Genomic DNA, 15,891 nt, shown 5'->3' with positions numbered 1-15,891 from the left:
AAACTCAAACCATTAATTAGTGATGGGATGAGGTATTTAGAAAGGTTTTAAAACTATCATCTCAAGATGATGGTTAGAGATAAATTTGGAGGATAAAATTAGATGGCTGGTGGCAGTACAGGTGAGCGTCCTTTTGGAGATATCATCACAAGTATTCGTTATTGGGTAATACACAGTATCACTATTCCAGCTCTGTTTGTTGCAGGTTGGCTATTTGTAAGTACAGGCCTGGCTTACGATGTCTTTGGTACACCTAGACCTAACGAGTATTATACTGAGCAAAGACAAGAATTACCAGTTATATCAGACCGTTTTGAAGCTAAAAAACAAATTGATGAATTTATTGGTGAATAATTGAAAATTTTAGGAGATTTTTATTATGACTAGCGGAAATCCAAATCAACCAATTAGCTATCCAATTTTTACAGTTAGATGGTTAGCAGTTCATACCCTTGGTGTACCTACAGTTTTCTTTTTAGGTGCGATCGCAGCTATGCAGTTTATTCAAAGATAGGAGTATATTATGCCTTTAGATCGTAGTGACAATACTAATAAACAACCAGTAGAGTTAAATCGTACTTCACTCTACCTTGGTTTGTTATTAGTGTTTGTTCTTGGTATTCTGTTTTCTAGTTATTTCTTTAACTAATTTGAGAAATAAAACAGAGAAATTACTAATATTAAGTCACCCTATTGGGGTGACCTATTGTTAGTAAGATTTAGTAGAAAGTTAACAAGTATATTGTTGAGCAATTACCTTGTAGGTAAAAATTTTTTAGTACGAAGTAGTTTTGAAATAATGAGGTGAAATATTATGATGTCCGAACCAGGTAGAATTCCTTTATGGTTGGTTGCTACTGTTGCCGGAACTGGCGTACTTGTAGTTGTGGGTCTTTTCTTTTATGGTGCCTATGTTGGTGTAGGTTCTTCTTTATAAGAAAGATTTGAAGTTTGATTTTGTTAAATAATCTCACTATGTTTGAAAGTGGGATTATTTTTTTTGAGGTTATAGAAAAGTTAAATTTCACAATCATTAGTGACAAATTACCCACTTTTACTGTCCAATAGCTAAAAGTCTTATATTATCGGTTTTTTATTCCCTCTTACGGAGCTGTTGCCAGAGGAGCTGTTGCCTGCGCACAGCGCTATATTTAGGCAATTAATTAGGGCTTGCTGATTAAATCTAAAAGCATTGACATATAAAGGTTGAGCGCATTTTTTAGTTAAAAAAAGTCCAAGCTTAATGATCGTAATGGTTCAAAAAATTAGCATTTTAGGCGAGAGTTGCGCAGAATAATCAAGGGATTATTCTTCCTCCTACCTCCTCTACAATTCCCCGTTCCTCCTGTCTCCTGTCTCCTGTCTCCTGTCTCCTACCCTTACCCATAAGACTTTTGAGCGCAAACCCTAATTATTTAAAAATTGAGAAACATCAATGATACCTATGGATTTGTATAAAGGTATGTCCGATTTCTATAATAGCTTTGTGCAAAAGAATCGGGATTACAAAGCAATTGCCACGGAGCTGATCGAAATTTTCGGCGATCAGAAGGACATCTTGGATGTAGGAATTGGGACTGGTTTGCTTGTAGAGCAAATTCTTCTGTTGCGACCTGAACTCCAGATATCCGGGGTGGACACGAGTGCGTCTCTACTTGCTCAAGCTCAAGAATGCTTAGGGACTCGAGTCGATCTCTACTGCCAAGATGTCGTCGATATGCAGCTCAACAAGATGTTCGACCTGGCCTATTCTCGTGGTGGTGCATGGGCTTTTGTGAATGATGGCCATACCATTTTACTTGCCAGCCACATCCTTGAGTTTGATGCGATTCAGATGAGCTTTGAACGGGTTGCCACACACTTACGAGACAGAGGGCGACTGATTATCATCTCATCGAATTCTAATCATAGCAAATGTGAGAATTTGGATGAGGAAGTCTCATTCCAGAGAACCGTTACCAAGAATTGGATTGATGGAGAGCAATATCTTAGTCTTGATTACGCTTGTCATCAGCAAGGGAGTCTTATCGGACAGCAAAAGCTGCGAATGCGATTACTCGAGTTCGATTCGGCAAATTTGCGTTTGGTCTCCGTTCGAGATAACCAGTATCATATCTATCAAAAAGAGGTTTCCGAATGAGTGAGTACTTCAATCTGATGAAAGAGACATCCCAAGCAACGGATGTGCTGATCGCTGACTATACAGAGAAGTTAAGCCCAGAAGTGCAGCAGCTTCCTATGAAGCGTCATGGTCATCCTCGATTACGAGACCTCCAGATCCGAACAGGTTATGAGATTAACGGAGGTCAAAACTGGAAGGAGATTATTCCCGTCTGTGCAAGTTTTGAGATCCTGAACTGCTCGACTTATGTTATCAACTGGTTTCTTGATGAGAAAAATGGGTATGATAGCACCAATAGTAAGCGAAAGCTAGTCATTGCAGGCTTTCAACTGAGAGAAATTGCTCAACAAATCTTAGAGGATTATGGCATGACTTCGCTCTTAAAACTCCTCAGCAAAATCAACCACCAAGTCTATCTTGGTCAGAGAATGGACATTCACGATCTACAGGTTTCTAGAGTGAGTGACTATCCAGACTACGACCAGTTCCTACCAGCGTATCAGCAGCGATGTAGATTGCTTTCAGGTGTGTTCTACGGAAGTTGTTTCTTTGCAGGATCGATCATTGCAGAGCAACCTGACGAATTGCTGTATGAGATGGGCGCTATCTATGGTGCAGCTACTCAGGCAGCTAATGATTTCGGTGATTTTGCACTGCCTGTCCAGCGTCTATCAAAGCTGGAGAAACCTTATCAGGATCAATTTTCGGACTTCATTAATGGAAAACTAACGTTGGCAGTGTATTTGATGACCCAAAGATCCAACGAGCAAGAGCGAGAGCGACTTGAAGAGTTAAGGTTTAATACGATTGATGAGAATTCCTATCGCGAAATTCTAGAGATACTGGTTAACAAGGGTGTCTACTCTGACTGCCTGACTTACCTCAAGCATGAGCATAAAAGATGTAAGACGATGCTCTATGCTAAAGAGAAAACAGTACATCGAGACACGGTTGCTTCAATTCTAGTGAGAATTACCTCGAACAAGTTCCTGTCACAGCTCAGAAAGAACATCGAAATGTTTAGCATTGGATAATACTTTTGCTATTCCTGTATGATATGATTTGGTAGCACGTCCTAAATTTTTAACAATGAACTCTTTTACTATACCTCAAACAATTGGTTCAATTTATTGTGTAGGTCGTAATTATGCCGATCATGCAAAAGAGCTAAACAACCCAGTTCCGAAAGAACCGATAATTTTCACAAAATCCCCTGCCTGTATTGTACCATTTGAAGGAAAGATATTTTTACCCCTTAATTTAGGACGATGCGATTATGAAACAGAGATTGCTATCCAACTTGGCACTGATTTGTATCAGGCGGATCTAAATCAGGTTTTACAGGCAATTAGTAGTGTTGGTATTGCTCTAGATTTGACTCTTCGCGATCGACAAAATGAGTTGAGGGCCAAAAAGTATCCTTGGGATCTAGCCAAAAGTTTTGTCAATGCTTGTCCGTTGTCACAGTTTAGGAAGTTGAATGATGTTACAGAAATAGAAGAACTTGAAATCAGACTTGAAATCAACGGTGAAGTTCGCCAACAAGGGTCTACCAAACAAATGTTATTTTCCATTCAAGACCTGCTCTGTTTCATTAGTCAGAATATACCGCTACGTTTGGGGGATATTATTTTAACTGGGACTCCACCTAATGTTGGGCCTCTCAATAATAATGATTATTTAGTTGCTTTTCTAAATGGGGAAGTTATTGCGGAGGCTGAGATTATTAGAAATTGATGTATAGTAGGGAACAAGGAACAGGGAACAGAAGGAAAAACATTTTCCTGTCTGAGGTTCGTTATCCGCATAAGTTCTAACCGCCTTGGCAGTTACTATAGTTGAATTTTAAGTTAAATTGTCTGATTATTAATAACTTTGTTGGTTGGTATAATATTTAATAAGTTGACAATATTTTCAGGATTAAAAAATTAGATAAATTGAACGAAGGCTACATATCGATCGATACCACAAATTTCAAATACGAGATATTTATGTTGAAGATATCAAGAGAAATTTAGTTGAATTTAAGTGATTAATACTATATTAATTCAGGAATTAGGTAACAGCAATAATTATAGTTACAATACCAAAATAATCGGGAAATTATACGCTATATATAGCAGTGCGACATAAGTCTTGTAGTTAACAAAAAAACCGATAAGTTTCAAGCACAAGTATTAAAATTATCAGCATCTATTATGAACTTAGTAACAGTTTTAGGATTACTAGCAGGTAGTTTAACAACTATTTCATTTTTACCTCAAGTTATCAAAACTTGGCGCACTCGCTCTACAAAAGATATCTCCCTAGAAATGTTTGCTATTTTCTGCTCTGGTGTATTGATCTGGATAATTTATGGCATTCTGGTTAAAGATGTACCAGTTATTTTTACTAACGTTGCTACACTGACTTTAGCCTCCCCGATTTTATGGTTTAAATTAAAGTATAAATAACTCAATATAGTAATTTTAGCTTCAATGAGATACAAAATTGGAGTTTTTAGGTAACAGATAACATAAAATATATCAGTGTAAATCTATCTTACACTTTTTGATAAATACTATATTCTATGATTACTTATGCCAACTTTTAGTTATTTTCGAGAATTTTTGTTCCCTTTTGTGATAACTTGATGACGAGATAGAAATCAGAAACTGTACTATTATTATAGATTACAATCTGCTTCACCGATTTTTCCTATGGCTACTGATAGTCAGAAAAAAACTCAATATAAATATTTAGGAAAACCAGGAAGTGAAGCTGATATTGATGCAGTTGAAAAAATGACTCGAAGGGATATTATTGATGAGTTGGAGAGGGTTATTTATTCTCTTCCAGAAAGTTATTTAGATATTTGTTTCGGTGGAGAAATTGAACCAGACCCATCCTATGCTCTTCAGGATGATCAATAATGTGAGAAACGAAGATAATTCCAGATTTGATTCTGTTTCTAAACCCTAATCCCAGTAGTTAGCGTAAATAAATATTACGCTAACTACTCCGTTTTTGTCCAAAGTCTAACACGTTAGAAACCATATTAATTCCAGCATCAGTAAACACTAACCCTAAAGCTAATGTTCATATCTATACTAGGATGGCTATATATTTATGTATGTTTAAACTTTACAATACTCGATCTGCTATTTTTGGAAAAACTCCCTTTAGCAGGCATTGCTTGTTTCACAGGTATATCAGAGTTGTGCCCACAAAAATATATAAATCAATAACCTTTTTCCTTCTGCTTTCTCCTTACCGAAAAATTAAAGTATAAAGCCTCTCCATTCATGGATAAAAAAGAAAAAAATCCTTTGAGGCAATTCTCTTCTTTATAAAAAGAGGTAATTATTAATTATTAATTGTTAATTATTGATTGTTGAACCATAACGGTAATTTTTATCGCCTACCTACTTATTTATAATCTAAAATATGTCTACTAATACTAATATATTTAATACTGAACGTTTACTCTTCACTCCAGCAATACCTGAATCTAGTGCCATACCAATTATTTTTGCTTTTCCTAATGAATATACTGTAGGAATAACTAGCCTTGGTTATCAGATTGTTTGGGCAACTTTAGCAATGCGTTCCGATCTACAAGTTAGTCGTTTATTTACTGATATTAATGAACCTCTTCCACAGCAAACAGAATTATTTGGTTTTTCTGTTTCTTGGGAACTTGATTATGTCAATATTTTCCAGATTATGGAATCTTTAGAAATTCCTATTAGAGCTAAAAATCGTTTGGGAAAAAATTATCCAATAATATTTGGTGGCGGACCTGTTTTAACGGCAAACCCTGAACCTTTTGCTGATTTTTTTGATGTAATTTTATTGGGAGATGGGGAAAATTTATTGGGGGATTTTATTGATGTTTATAAAGAAGTTAGAGGAGAGGATAAACAAGTAATATTAAGACATTTAGCACAAGTTCCAGGAATTTATATTCCGAGTCTTTATGAAGTAACTTATGAAAGTGTTGATGGTGCTATTAAATCTATTGAACCTATAGATAAGGATATTCCTGTTGTAGTGCAAAAACAAACCTATCGGGGTAATACTTTATCTGCTTCTACTGTGGTGACTGAAAAGGCAGCTTGGGAAAATATTTTTATGGTAGAAGTGGTGAGAAGTTGCCCGGAAATGTGTCGTTTTTGTTTGGCAAGTTATCTGACTTTGCCATTTAGAAGTGCTAGTTTAGAAGGGTCTCTTATTCCGGCAATTGAAAAGGGATTAACTGTCACAAAACGTTTGGGTTTATTGGGAGCTTCGGTAACTCAACATCCTGAATTTGATAGTTTATTGAATTATTTGAATCAGCCAAAATATGATGATGTGCGGTTGAGTATTGCATCGGTTAGAACAAATACAGTGACGGAAAAATTAGCAAAAATTTTAAGTAATAGAGATACAAAATCAATTACTATTGCTGTAGAAAGTGGGAGCGATCGCCTGCGAAAAATTATAAATAAGAAGTTGGAAAATGAGGAAATTATTGAAGCTGCTGTTAATGCTAAAGCTGGTGGTTTAAAAGCTATTAAGTTTTATGGAATGGTGGGTTTACCTGGAGAGGAAGTAGAAGATTTAGATGCTACGATAGAAATGATGTTGGCTTTGAAAAAAGCTGCTCCTGGTTTAAGATTAAGTTTGGGATGTAGCACTTTTGTACCGAAATCTCACACACCTTTTCAATGGTTTGGAGTCAACTCTCAATCAGAAAAAAGGCTGAAGTTTTTGGAGAAACAACTACGGTCAAAAGGGATAGATTTTCGCCCAGAAAGTTATAAATGGTCGGTGATACAAGGATTAATTTCTAGGGGAGATAGAAGGTTATCTAATTTATTAGAATTGGTAAGGAATTATGGGGATTCTTTGGGTAGTTATAAGAGAGCTTTTAAGGAGTTGCGTGGGGAGTTACCAGAGTTGGATTTTTATGTTTTTGATGATTGGAAGTTAGAGCAAATTTTGCCTTGGAATCATATTCAAGGTCCTCTACCAATAACAACTTTAAAGAAACATTTAGCAGAGGCAATAGGGGAAGTCAGAAGTCAGAAGTTAGAAGTTAGAAGTTAGAAGTAATCCCTGACTGAGTTGTAATAATTCAGCTATTAGCCGTCAGCTTGAGCGTAACAAGACTCTCTCCTTAAGGACAGTTTTTAAATTAAATATAGATTTTAAGGGCAAGAGAGCCAACTTTTCTAGTAAGATAATTAATCAAGCTTTTATCGTAAACTAAAAGCAATAGCTGATGGCTGATGGCTGAATGCTTACTTTTAAAGGAAAGGTAATTATTAATTATTAATTGTTGAATTTGTAGCTTTGCTTCTAGAAATAGAGGCAAAGCGATATTTATTACAGTTTGAGTATGAATTATCTAGGAAAACCACTACCTATAAATATCTAATTGTATTATCTATTATCTCTGTTAGGAAATGGGTGCATCTCATATTTGCTATTTGCAAAAATACTTTTTTCCTATTCCCTATTCCCTATTCCCTGTTCCCTGTTCCCTGTTCCCTAAAAGCAATAATTTTTTGGCTTTATTCAAAATTGAGATGCACCCTAGGAAATAGGTGTTAACAGAAAAGAACAACTACTTTTATCTTTCATTCCCCATCCAACAATTTGCCCATGATTATTAATAGATCGTGCTTCCTTAAGAACCCAACCAGAGGAAGGATCGATCAAATCATTTAGGTCTTGCATCTTATTAAAACTATCCCAAATAAAAGCTCTTTTAGCCCATCCTTCTTGCTCTGTATTTATTAGCTTGTCAGAAGAACCAACTATTAGACCAAAATCATTAATACTATTAGCTTCACTGTCAAAAAATTGTAAGTTGACATTATTAGAAATAGTACCAAGGTCTTGATATTCCTCACTGCCATTCCACAAAAAAGCTCGGTTATTGTGTTGAGGCATAGAATAAAAACCAATCACCTGGCCAGACCTATTAATATCTGAACCTAAAAAACCTGGTAATTCTTGGATATCTTTGTCACCATTCCATATAAAAGCCTTTACGATTAAATCTGAAGAAACAGAATAGCCTACTACTTGACCAGAATAGTTAATTGCGTAGGCACTACTTTCTATATCATCAGAAATACTAAGATTTTGTATGCCTTTTGTCTCATCCCAAATAAAAGCTTTTCTTTGACCATTATTAGTGACAGAAAAACCTACTACTTGACCAGAATTATTAATACAATAAGCCTCACTCAAATTATTACTTTTGGAATCAAGGTGATGTATTCCTTTTGTCTTATCCCAAATAAAAGCTTTCCGTTGACCACAATCATATACAGAATAGCCAACTACTTGGCCATAATCATTAATACTATAGGGACAGCTAGAATGATTACCAATAGTACCAATATCTTGCATACCTTCGTCAGAGTCCCATACAAAGGCTTGTTTTTGCCCTATATCGTTAATTGAATAACCAACTATTTGAGCAGAGTCGTTAATATCTTTGGCTACACTTACATAGTCTCTAAATGTACCTAAGTCAGTCAGCTCATAACAAGAGGCAGCAGTAGTAACATTTGATTGTGTTACACTGGGCATCCGTAATTTTGATGAGACTGGGAAAGTATGGATTTTATGAGCCATAGATTGAGATAAAATCATAGTCATTTGTAATTTATTTAGGGGTTATCTAAAATTTTCGCTTTACTAATTACTAACCAAGAATAAAATAAGTAATTACGTTCAATTTCATAATCAATCAGCCATTTATATTAGGCATCTAAGTTATGAGATAATAATAAAAAATGTAATTTTGACAGCCAATTATGACCAGTTAGGTAAAGATATTGTAGAAGTATCAGCAGGTGAACCAGGAAAAAAAAGTGACTTAAACTATTTTCATGAAGTCCAACAAAAATCCGCTCAAGAACAAAAATTTAGTGGACATAAAGCCTAGGTTGGCGAATCAAGAATTAAAACTCTCAAAAAAAAGCCAAAAAATAGAGATTTAACTGAATCAGAAAAATTGAAAAACAAAGAAATATCTTCAAAAATTATTTTTGTTTAACATATAATTTAGATTGATAAAAATTTTCAGAGTAGTCCAAGAAAGATTTAGGTTAAAACCAGAAAAATACGAGCAAATAGTCATAATTATTTGTGGTATTGTTCGACTACGAATAGGTACATTGATTTTGTAGTAGTAAATCCTCCTTGCTCTAGATATAAATCAGTTAACTACTATGGCTACTTCTTTTGAGAGTTTGTAATAGTAAGTATCTGAAATACTGATTTTACCGTAAAAATTAACTATCAACAGTAGATAGCGATCGCTCATCAAAAGATAGCTATAGTAAGTGTTTGACTATTTTCGGGGATGTCTATTAGTCTTTTTTTTATATATTTTCTTTGCTCCCATGAATATTGTTCGCTTTAAAGTTCAATCAATCAACTTGAATAACATCATAAATTAATAAGATTTTTATATCTATACTTACGACATATCTTTACTGATTCTTCATAAAAGTAGCAATTATTTTGAATTTGCTTTACCAAATCTTTATATTATAATAGAATTTTCTCAAAAGTATATCATTTATATTTCAATTTCAAGTACGCAATATCTCTAAATTTTTACTGGCAGTGTTCAATTTCACTCAAGTTTGCACCTTAGTAAGTATGTTATTTAGTGATCTGTGCAATATTTGTTTATACAAAATTTTCCCATAAATCCATAAATTGATTAGTCTTTATACATGATTAAAAATCAACAAAATTAAATTTAAGTTAGTACGAAAAAATACTGGTGTAAAAAGAAACAATTTATGCTTAAGTAATAGACTAATTGGGAAAAAGTAAAGTTTATTGAAATAAAAAAACCCTCTAAGTTTAGAGGGGTTATGTCAGATTAAGTAGGGTTTACTGAATAAGTCTTATGAGTGGGGGGAGGAGTCAGAATTCAGGAGAAATTAAGAATTACAGAGGATGTATTTGGAACAATTTTCCCTCAATTTTTCTGCCGTTGTCTACTTAAAATCCCCACATTTTCAGCTTAAAGGATCAAAAACCTTATGCTTTTTTATACATCCATTGGCTAATATCTTTATATATCAATGCTTTTAGATTTAATCAGCAAGCCAAGTATTTTTGATTAGTTTTTGACCTTAGCTTTTACTTCCAGTCTCAGACTAAAGCACTAACGACCAAAAAGCCAAGTAGAACTGCAACTTTATGGTAAAATATACTTAAATTTTCCAGATTCAGTTAAAATTTGAATTGAAGAAGGAGACAGGAGACAGGAGACAGGAGACAGGAGGAAAATTACATGGGGATAGTCAACGACCTGCCGCTCCGCGTCTACGCTCCCCCAAGTAATGCGTGAACACCCCCGTTGACGGTGGGGTATTAAACCCACAAAGAAAATGATAAAAATAATTTAGAAAATAATAATTGTGATAAGTTTTGAGGACTTAAAATGTTGCACTTTCGGTATTCAACCTTAATCGATGCACCAGTTGAAGTTGTTTGGGAATTTCACGAACGTTCCGATATTCTGCAAATACTTACCCCACCTTGGCAACCGGTACAAGTCATTCGTCGTCAAGGTGGACTAGAAGTAGGGGCTATATCAGAATTTCAAATTTGGCTCGGTCCAATTCCTGTGAGGTGGGTGGCCCTACATACGGAATATGAAAAATATCGTCTGTTTACTGATGAACAAAAAGAAGGGCCAATGGATAGTTGGACTCATCGTCATCAATTTAGTGAAGAAGATGGTAAGACTAGGTTAACTGATGCGATCGCATTTTCTTTGCCTGGAGATTGGTTAGCGGAATCTGTTTTAGGTTGGTGGGTAGATTCTCGACTAGAGGACATGTTTCGGTATAGACATGATATTACAAAACGGGAATGCCAACAAAGTTAAAGTAATGGATTTATTTTCAGGTTTCCTACTATCAATTTGCTGTAGCTTCTTGTTTATTTGATATTGTAGATGTATCTGCTGCTAATAGAGGCGAACGTACAGATAAATAAATTAATGGACCTAAAAGAGGAACTAATGCTATCCAATACCACGGAGATTTTTTCATTCCTCGCCTGCTCATATCATCTCCTAATAAAGTGGGAAATAATAGACACAACAGACAAAAATCTAAACTCATTACATGAATAAATCTACTACTTTGCCACTGTTGAATAAAATCTTCCCAGTCACCATTTTTTAAACCGTATATTAGTAATAAAATTGTACCTACTGTTAAAGCAATTCCTAAAATTCGAGAATCTAAAATCTTTAAAAATAAGTTCTTTTTTCCTGAAAAATTTGGATTAGGTTGACGCCATCCTAGATAGGGTAAAATAGCAAATGCTCCGACTCCAAATGATAATGTCGAGAATAACCATGCTGGTATTTTTTTTCCTCTGCCGTCAAAGAACATTAAACAACTGTAAATCAACGGCCATATGCCCATAATATTGAATAGAGATACAATTAATGGATTGATATTTTCCCATTGACCTGTTGACAATTTTTGGATTAATTCTAAAGTATCTGGTTGGTCAGGAGGTGCTAGCAGAAATGCGTAAGTGCTAAACCCAATCCAAAGTAACCACAAAGCTATTTTTTTTAACATAAGTTGTTTGGTAGTTGTTTAGTAATAAAATTTTTTTCTTGCTTTGTTGAAATGTCAAATTATTTGATGAAATATTATTACCGAAAAATTGTGGTCTAAAGTCTCCGGATAAAAAAAGAGAATATTCCTAATGTCAAGCCTCCCTATTGCAGGAAGTACAGTTAGCATGGCTCCTCCGTAGGAAGCTAACTGTTAACTGATAACTGAAATAACTGCCTGCTGATTTTGCAGCTTACTTCTAACTTATAACTTAATTGTCTAGTAAAAATATTGATTTCTTTTTAGATGCTAGAGGTTATAATTCATCCTCAAAAGACTCATTAAAAGATTCATTAATTAAGGTAAAAATCTGTCTAAAGCTGACTTTAAAGCTTCAACCTCAACATCAATATCTCCATCTTGAGTTGCCCGGGCAATACAATCAGATAAATGGTTATCTAAAACCATACGAGCTACTCGGTCTAAAGCACCACGAACTGCAGCTATTTGTACTAATACATCAGGGCAAGGACGACTATCTTTGATCATAGTTTTAATTCCTCTAACGTGCCCTTCAATTCTTGATAATCTATTCACGAGACGTTGTAGGGATTCTTCACTATGAACATGAGGATGAGCAGAAGAGTGATGGTTATGTTCCGAATTTGACTCTGTCTTGGCTTGATCATGAGGTAGCTGTTCTTTTTGTTGTTGCTGAGATACCACCATAGATTTTGAGTATAATATAGTTAAGATTAGGAGTATTATAACACTAATACCACTCAGTTAGTCAATGAAACTTTAATGCTATGAGATTGCGCAAATTTTCTCAAACAATTACCAAAATAACTTCTCAATTATTGGCCATTTTTATTGTTTTTACTTTCATAGTTACTTGTGTACCGACCCCACAAGCAATGGCAGCTTCAAGACTATTCCAAGGACTATCAAATCCTCAGTTATTAGCATTGCAAACTGCACCAGAAAATCTAAATACTAGAAGTAGTAATAGTTTTGTTACAGAGGCAGTCAATAAAGTAGGTTTAGCCGTAGTGAGAATTGACACAGAGCGACTAATTACCCGTCCCACTAATCCACTTCTTGAAGACCCTTTTTTTGACCGTTTCTTTGGTGGAGAGTTACGAATGCCACCATCTTCAAAAGAGTTATTAAAAGGTCAAGGTTCTGGTTTCATTATTGACTCTAAAGGCATCATTTTAACTAATGCTCATGTAGTAGATAAAGCTGACAAAGTTACTGTAAGTTTAAATGATGGAAGACAGTTTACTGGGGAGGTAAAAGGAACAGATGAAGTCACAGATTTAGCAGTAGTTGAAGTTGATACAAAAGGTGAAAATTTACCAATAGCAACTTTAGGTAATTCAGATTTAGTACAGGTAGGAGATTGGGCAATAGCAGTAGGAAATCCCCTAGGATTTAATAACACTGTTACTTTAGGAATTATTAGTACCTTGAAACGTCCTAGTTCAGCAGTAGGAATTCCTGATAAGAGATTAGACTTTATTCAAACTGATGCAGCAATTAATCCAGGAAATTCTGGGGGTCCGTTGTTGAACGATCGGGGTGAAGTAATAGGAATTAATACTGCAATTAGGGCTGATGCTATGGGTATTGGTTTTGCTATTCCTATTAATAAAGCAAAGGAAATTAAAGATTTATTAGCTCGTGGAGAACAAGTTCCTCATCCTTTTGTTGGTATTCAAATGATTACTTTAACTCCAGAAGTTGCTAAAGAAAATAATCGCGATCCTAATTCTGTTTTAATTTTGCCGGAGGTAACGGGAGTTTTAGTAACAAAAGTTTTGTCTGGTACTCCAGCAGAAAAATCGGGGATACGGAAAGGAGATGTAATTGTAGAAATTGATAATCAATCAATAATTAGTGCTGAACAATTACAGAGGAAAGTTGAAGATAGTGGTGTAGGTCAAAAATTGCAGTTCAAAATTCTGAGAAATGGTAGACAACAAGAACTATTTGTTGTGAGCGGACAAATGAATTATTAGTGAGGAGTCAGGAGTCAGGAGGGAAGGGAATTTATAAACCCGACTTCTTTGAGCTTGGCGATCGCCTATCGACCCAAAGTTAGAAGGTTAACTTACTCTGTTACCGCCTCCCAATGACAAATCGAATAATTTATTATATGATTAGGACTTACGCATGAGGTAGGAAAAACTAAATGAGAAATTGCTTTCCGTTCCGGACTGCTCCGCAAACCCTGTCGGTCGCAATGACGAAAAAACGTTTTACTGCGTAAGTCCTAATTATATCCTATTGAGCTGCTCTTAGGGCTCGTAGTTGGGCTTAATCCAGGCTATAGTGGGAAGGGACTAAAGCCCAACTACAAACAAAGGCTTTATTATAAATAATTACCCGAACATAGGAGCTAGTGTATAAAAAATATGAATAAAAATCCCACTATCGAAGGCATCTACGAAGTCTGTATAGGTATCACCGAAACCTTATCAATGATTCAATATTGGCAACAATTTGGCTATCGCATGGGGCAAACAGGAGAATTAACTGCTCCCACAGTGAAAAATTTATATGGAGTCAATTCTCATCTGCGCTCAATTCGACTCGAACATCAAAATGCCGACCATGGTTTGATTCGCCTGATGACTTGGGAAAACCCCACTAATGAAGGTTTAGAAATGACATCAATGAAAGTTTTGGGCAACCGTTGGGGGACAACCTTAACAGCAGATGTTTTGAATATTCTTAACCATGCTGAAGATGCTCAGTTAGCAGGTTTGCCAATTAAATATACTTTTCCTCAGTGGGAAATGATTTACAAAATGGATAAAGGTCGCCCGTTTATCGATCCGGTAGTGGGAGTGCGGGAAATGATGTTGCTGCAACCATTAACACGTCAGGTATTGTTTCAACGTTTCAATTATACAGTGCCCGAATATGGCAAAATTAATCATAACTCTACTTTGAACACTAGCCAATTTACCCATGCAGGTATGGTGGTGCAAGATGATAGCAAAGAAACATTGATGTTTTACGAGGATGTGTTAGGTTTGTTGCGGTCGCGGGATGATGATGAAACTACTTATGAAAGCTCGGAAGCAGGTAGGCAAATTTTTGATTTGCAACCGGGGGAAAAGTTTAGAGTTACAACTTTTGACGATCCACGCTCCTCAATAAACTGGCAGGAGGCACGCTCTGGCAGAATGTATATTATTCGATTTCCTGAAGCAATGAAGTTGAAAAGCTGTTTTGAATATTCGCGACCTGGTTGCTTGGGAATGTCTTTGTATACTTATCGAGTTAATAATATAAAATATTATTTTGACCGAGTTAAAAATTCAGCAGCAACTGAAGTTACAGATATTGTTGATAACGAATTTGGCGAACAAAGTTTTTCTTTTGCCGCCCCTGATGGTTATTTCTGGAATTTAGTTAGTAAGTAGTGGTGTGACACACCTAAAATGTTGCAATAGTAGTGGCGGGTTCCACGTTAAATTAATGAGTCTTAACCAATTAGATAAACCCGCCCCTACCCCAATAATCGCCCCGCACAAAATTAGGTGTGTCATTCCAGTAGGAGTCCTCAGGAGTCAAGAGTCAGGAGGGAAGAAGGGAGAGGAGGAAAATTAGAACGGGAGCAAGATGCTCTGTACCATTACAATCCACCACTACCACCACTGTAGGGACGTTCCATGGAAGGTTCCTACAACGTTTTGCTTGTGAAGATGTGGTTCATCAATTTTAAAAGTGCTGTAAATAGGGTTTGCTGAAAAAGTCTTATGGGTGAGGGTAGGAGTCAGGAGTCAGGATAAATGGGAATTGCAAAGGATGTAGTTGGAAGAATTGTCCCTTAATTTTTCTGCCCAACTCTTGCACAAAATGCTAATACGCATGAGCTTTCTTAACCGAAAAGCTGGCATTTTTTTTCAACCCAATAATACTGAAACCTTTACATTTCTAAGCTTTGATAGTTAATCAGCAAGCCCTAAATAATCACAGAGGTGGCTAAAAGTGAATAACGAATGAGTGCGCCATTCGATTTTTCTGGCGTTGCGACTATAAACCTCTCCCCACACTCCCTATCTCCCCACATTCCCCTCCTGGGAGGGGCGAGGGGTGGGTCCTACTCTCCCAATCTCCCTTCCGCATTATTAGTGAGGTGTACCAATTTGAGAAAAGATATACTGGAGT

17 protein-coding genes are annotated in these 15,891 nt (G+C 35.8%); 14 read left to right on the top strand and 3 right to left on the bottom strand.

The window, feature by feature from the left end; all coding sequences use genetic code 11:
• Positions 1–102: 102 nt before the first annotated feature.
• The 10 genes from psbE to F6K27_RS09150 all read left to right on the top strand — a co-directional run bounded on the left by psbE (position 103) and on the right by F6K27_RS09150 (position 7,195).
• Positions 103–354, top strand: coding sequence for a cytochrome b559 subunit alpha (gene psbE, locus F6K27_RS09195; protein ID WP_287275806.1), 252 nt, complete (start codon positions 103–105; stop codon positions 352–354).
• 25 nt (positions 355–379) lie between these two features.
• Positions 380–514 (top strand): cytochrome b559 subunit beta, encoded by a 135-nt coding sequence (psbF, locus tag F6K27_RS09190; RefSeq protein WP_202222379.1) that lies wholly within the window; start codon positions 380–382, stop codon positions 512–514.
• A gap of 9 nt (positions 515–523) precedes the next feature.
• Positions 524–649, top strand: a complete 126-nt coding sequence (locus tag F6K27_RS09185; RefSeq protein WP_287275802.1) for a photosystem II reaction center protein L — start codon at positions 524–526, stop codon at positions 647–649.
• A 165-nt stretch (positions 650–814) separates the two neighbouring features.
• Entirely contained in the window at positions 815–937 is a 123-nt protein-coding gene (locus F6K27_RS09180) for a photosystem II reaction center protein J (protein ID WP_124147169.1), read from the top strand.
• 498 nt (positions 938–1,435) lie between these two features.
• Positions 1,436–2,140: a trans-aconitate 2-methyltransferase gene (locus F6K27_RS09175; RefSeq protein WP_287275799.1), complete on the top strand. Its 705-nt coding sequence runs from the start codon at positions 1,436–1,438 to the stop codon at positions 2,138–2,140.
• A complete protein-coding gene (locus tag F6K27_RS09170; protein ID WP_287275798.1) occupies positions 2,137–3,156 on the top strand; it encodes a polyprenyl synthetase family protein in 1,020 nt (339 codons plus the stop codon). Before F6K27_RS09175 ends, F6K27_RS09170 begins: the two co-directional genes overlap by 4 nt.
• Before the next feature lie 55 nt (positions 3,157–3,211).
• The gene (locus tag F6K27_RS09165) at positions 3,212–3,859 is read left to right on the top strand and encodes a fumarylacetoacetate hydrolase family protein (protein WP_287275796.1); all 648 of its coding nucleotides are present in this window, start codon (positions 3,212–3,214) and stop codon (positions 3,857–3,859) included.
• A 461-nt stretch (positions 3,860–4,320) separates the two neighbouring features.
• Complete coding sequence (locus tag F6K27_RS09160) at positions 4,321–4,575, top strand: SemiSWEET transporter (protein ID WP_287240006.1); 255 nt, start codon at positions 4,321–4,323, stop codon at positions 4,573–4,575.
• Between the two features lie 246 nt (positions 4,576–4,821).
• Positions 4,822–5,034 (top strand): hypothetical protein, encoded by a 213-nt coding sequence (locus tag F6K27_RS09155; protein WP_205127290.1) that lies wholly within the window; start codon positions 4,822–4,824, stop codon positions 5,032–5,034.
• A 514-nt stretch (positions 5,035–5,548) separates the two neighbouring features.
• On the top strand, positions 5,549–7,195 hold the full coding sequence (locus tag F6K27_RS09150; RefSeq protein ID WP_287275795.1) for a radical SAM protein: 1,647 nt from the start codon (positions 5,549–5,551) through the stop codon (positions 7,193–7,195).
• 489 nt (positions 7,196–7,684) lie between these two features.
• On the opposite strand, the gene F6K27_RS09145 is transcribed toward F6K27_RS09150, so the two are convergent.
• Positions 7,685–8,761: a DUF3466 family protein gene (locus F6K27_RS09145; protein WP_287284340.1), complete on the bottom strand. Its 1,077-nt coding sequence runs from the start codon at positions 8,759–8,761 to the stop codon at positions 7,685–7,687.
• A gap of 145 nt (positions 8,762–8,906) precedes the next feature.
• Here F6K27_RS09145 and F6K27_RS09140 point away from each other — a divergent pair, with 145 nt between their 5' ends.
• Together F6K27_RS09140 and F6K27_RS09135 are read left to right on the top strand one after the other, a co-directional pair.
• Positions 8,907–9,050 carry a hypothetical protein gene (locus F6K27_RS09140; RefSeq protein WP_287275793.1) on the top strand — a complete coding sequence of 48 codons (144 nt, stop codon included), beginning with the start codon at positions 8,907–8,909 and terminating at the stop codon, positions 9,048–9,050.
• A gap of 1,518 nt (positions 9,051–10,568) precedes the next feature.
• Positions 10,569–11,018 carry an SRPBCC family protein gene (locus F6K27_RS09135; RefSeq protein ID WP_124147472.1) on the top strand — a complete coding sequence of 150 codons (450 nt, stop codon included), beginning with the start codon at positions 10,569–10,571 and terminating at the stop codon, positions 11,016–11,018.
• Between the two features lie 31 nt (positions 11,019–11,049).
• Here F6K27_RS09135 and F6K27_RS09130 read toward each other — a convergent pair whose 3' ends face one another.
• Complete coding sequence (locus tag F6K27_RS09130) at positions 11,050–11,727, bottom strand: DUF2834 domain-containing protein (RefSeq protein WP_287275792.1); 678 nt, start codon at positions 11,725–11,727, stop codon at positions 11,050–11,052.
• Positions 11,728–12,063: 336 nt separating this feature from the next.
• On the bottom strand, positions 12,064–12,435 hold the full coding sequence (locus F6K27_RS09125; protein ID WP_287275791.1) for a metal-sensitive transcriptional regulator: 372 nt from the start codon (positions 12,433–12,435) through the stop codon (positions 12,064–12,066).
• An 80-nt stretch (positions 12,436–12,515) separates the two neighbouring features.
• Between F6K27_RS09125 and F6K27_RS09120 the strand changes: the two genes are divergently transcribed.
• Positions 12,516–13,730, top strand: a complete 1,215-nt coding sequence (locus tag F6K27_RS09120; RefSeq protein WP_124147469.1) for an HhoA/HhoB/HtrA family serine endopeptidase — start codon at positions 12,516–12,518, stop codon at positions 13,728–13,730.
• A 396-nt stretch (positions 13,731–14,126) separates the two neighbouring features.
• Positions 14,127–15,143 carry a VOC family protein gene (locus F6K27_RS09115; RefSeq protein WP_287275790.1) on the top strand — a complete coding sequence of 339 codons (1,017 nt, stop codon included), beginning with the start codon at positions 14,127–14,129 and terminating at the stop codon, positions 15,141–15,143.
• The last annotated feature ends 748 nt before the right edge of the window (positions 15,144–15,891 follow it).

The sequence above is a fragment of the Okeania sp. SIO2F5 genome (assembly GCF_010692685.1).
GTDB classification, from domain to species: Bacteria; Cyanobacteriota; Cyanobacteriia; order Cyanobacteriales; family Microcoleaceae; genus Okeania; species Okeania hirsuta.
Note: the sequence above shows the minus strand (reverse complement) of the source record. Positions and strands in the feature narration are given on the sequence as shown.

What these genes read in the sequence shown, in the direction of transcription:
- F6K27_RS09160 (WP_287240006.1), top strand. Translation starts at nt 4,321, where the DNA reads ATGAACTTAGTAACAGTTTTAGGATTACTAGCAGGTAGTTTAACAACT.
- F6K27_RS09120 (WP_124147469.1), top strand. Translation starts at nt 12,516, where the DNA reads ATGAGATTGCGCAAATTTTCTCAAACAATTACCAAAATAACTTCTCAA.
- F6K27_RS09145 (WP_287284340.1), bottom strand. Translation starts at nt 8,761, where the DNA reads ATGACTATGATTTTATCTCAATCTATGGCTCATAAAATCCATACTTTC.
- F6K27_RS09180 (WP_124147169.1), top strand. Translation starts at nt 815, where the DNA reads ATGATGTCCGAACCAGGTAGAATTCCTTTATGGTTGGTTGCTACTGTT.
- F6K27_RS09135 (WP_124147472.1), top strand. Translation starts at nt 10,569, where the DNA reads ATGTTGCACTTTCGGTATTCAACCTTAATCGATGCACCAGTTGAAGTT.
- F6K27_RS09175 (WP_287275799.1), top strand. Translation starts at nt 1,436, where the DNA reads ATGATACCTATGGATTTGTATAAAGGTATGTCCGATTTCTATAATAGC.
- F6K27_RS09130 (WP_287275792.1), bottom strand. Translation starts at nt 11,727, where the DNA reads ATGTTAAAAAAAATAGCTTTGTGGTTACTTTGGATTGGGTTTAGCACT.
- F6K27_RS09165 (WP_287275796.1), top strand. Translation starts at nt 3,212, where the DNA reads ATGAACTCTTTTACTATACCTCAAACAATTGGTTCAATTTATTGTGTA.
- F6K27_RS09185 (WP_287275802.1), top strand. Translation starts at nt 524, where the DNA reads ATGCCTTTAGATCGTAGTGACAATACTAATAAACAACCAGTAGAGTTA.
- psbE (WP_287275806.1), top strand. Translation starts at nt 103, where the DNA reads ATGGCTGGTGGCAGTACAGGTGAGCGTCCTTTTGGAGATATCATCACA.
- F6K27_RS09155 (WP_205127290.1), top strand. Translation starts at nt 4,822, where the DNA reads ATGGCTACTGATAGTCAGAAAAAAACTCAATATAAATATTTAGGAAAA.
- F6K27_RS09150 (WP_287275795.1), top strand. Translation starts at nt 5,549, where the DNA reads ATGTCTACTAATACTAATATATTTAATACTGAACGTTTACTCTTCACT.
- F6K27_RS09125 (WP_287275791.1), bottom strand. Translation starts at nt 12,435, where the DNA reads ATGGTGGTATCTCAGCAACAACAAAAAGAACAGCTACCTCATGATCAA.
- psbF (WP_202222379.1), top strand. Translation starts at nt 380, where the DNA reads ATGACTAGCGGAAATCCAAATCAACCAATTAGCTATCCAATTTTTACA.
- F6K27_RS09170 (WP_287275798.1), top strand. Translation starts at nt 2,137, where the DNA reads ATGAGTGAGTACTTCAATCTGATGAAAGAGACATCCCAAGCAACGGAT.
- F6K27_RS09115 (WP_287275790.1), top strand. Translation starts at nt 14,127, where the DNA reads ATGAATAAAAATCCCACTATCGAAGGCATCTACGAAGTCTGTATAGGT.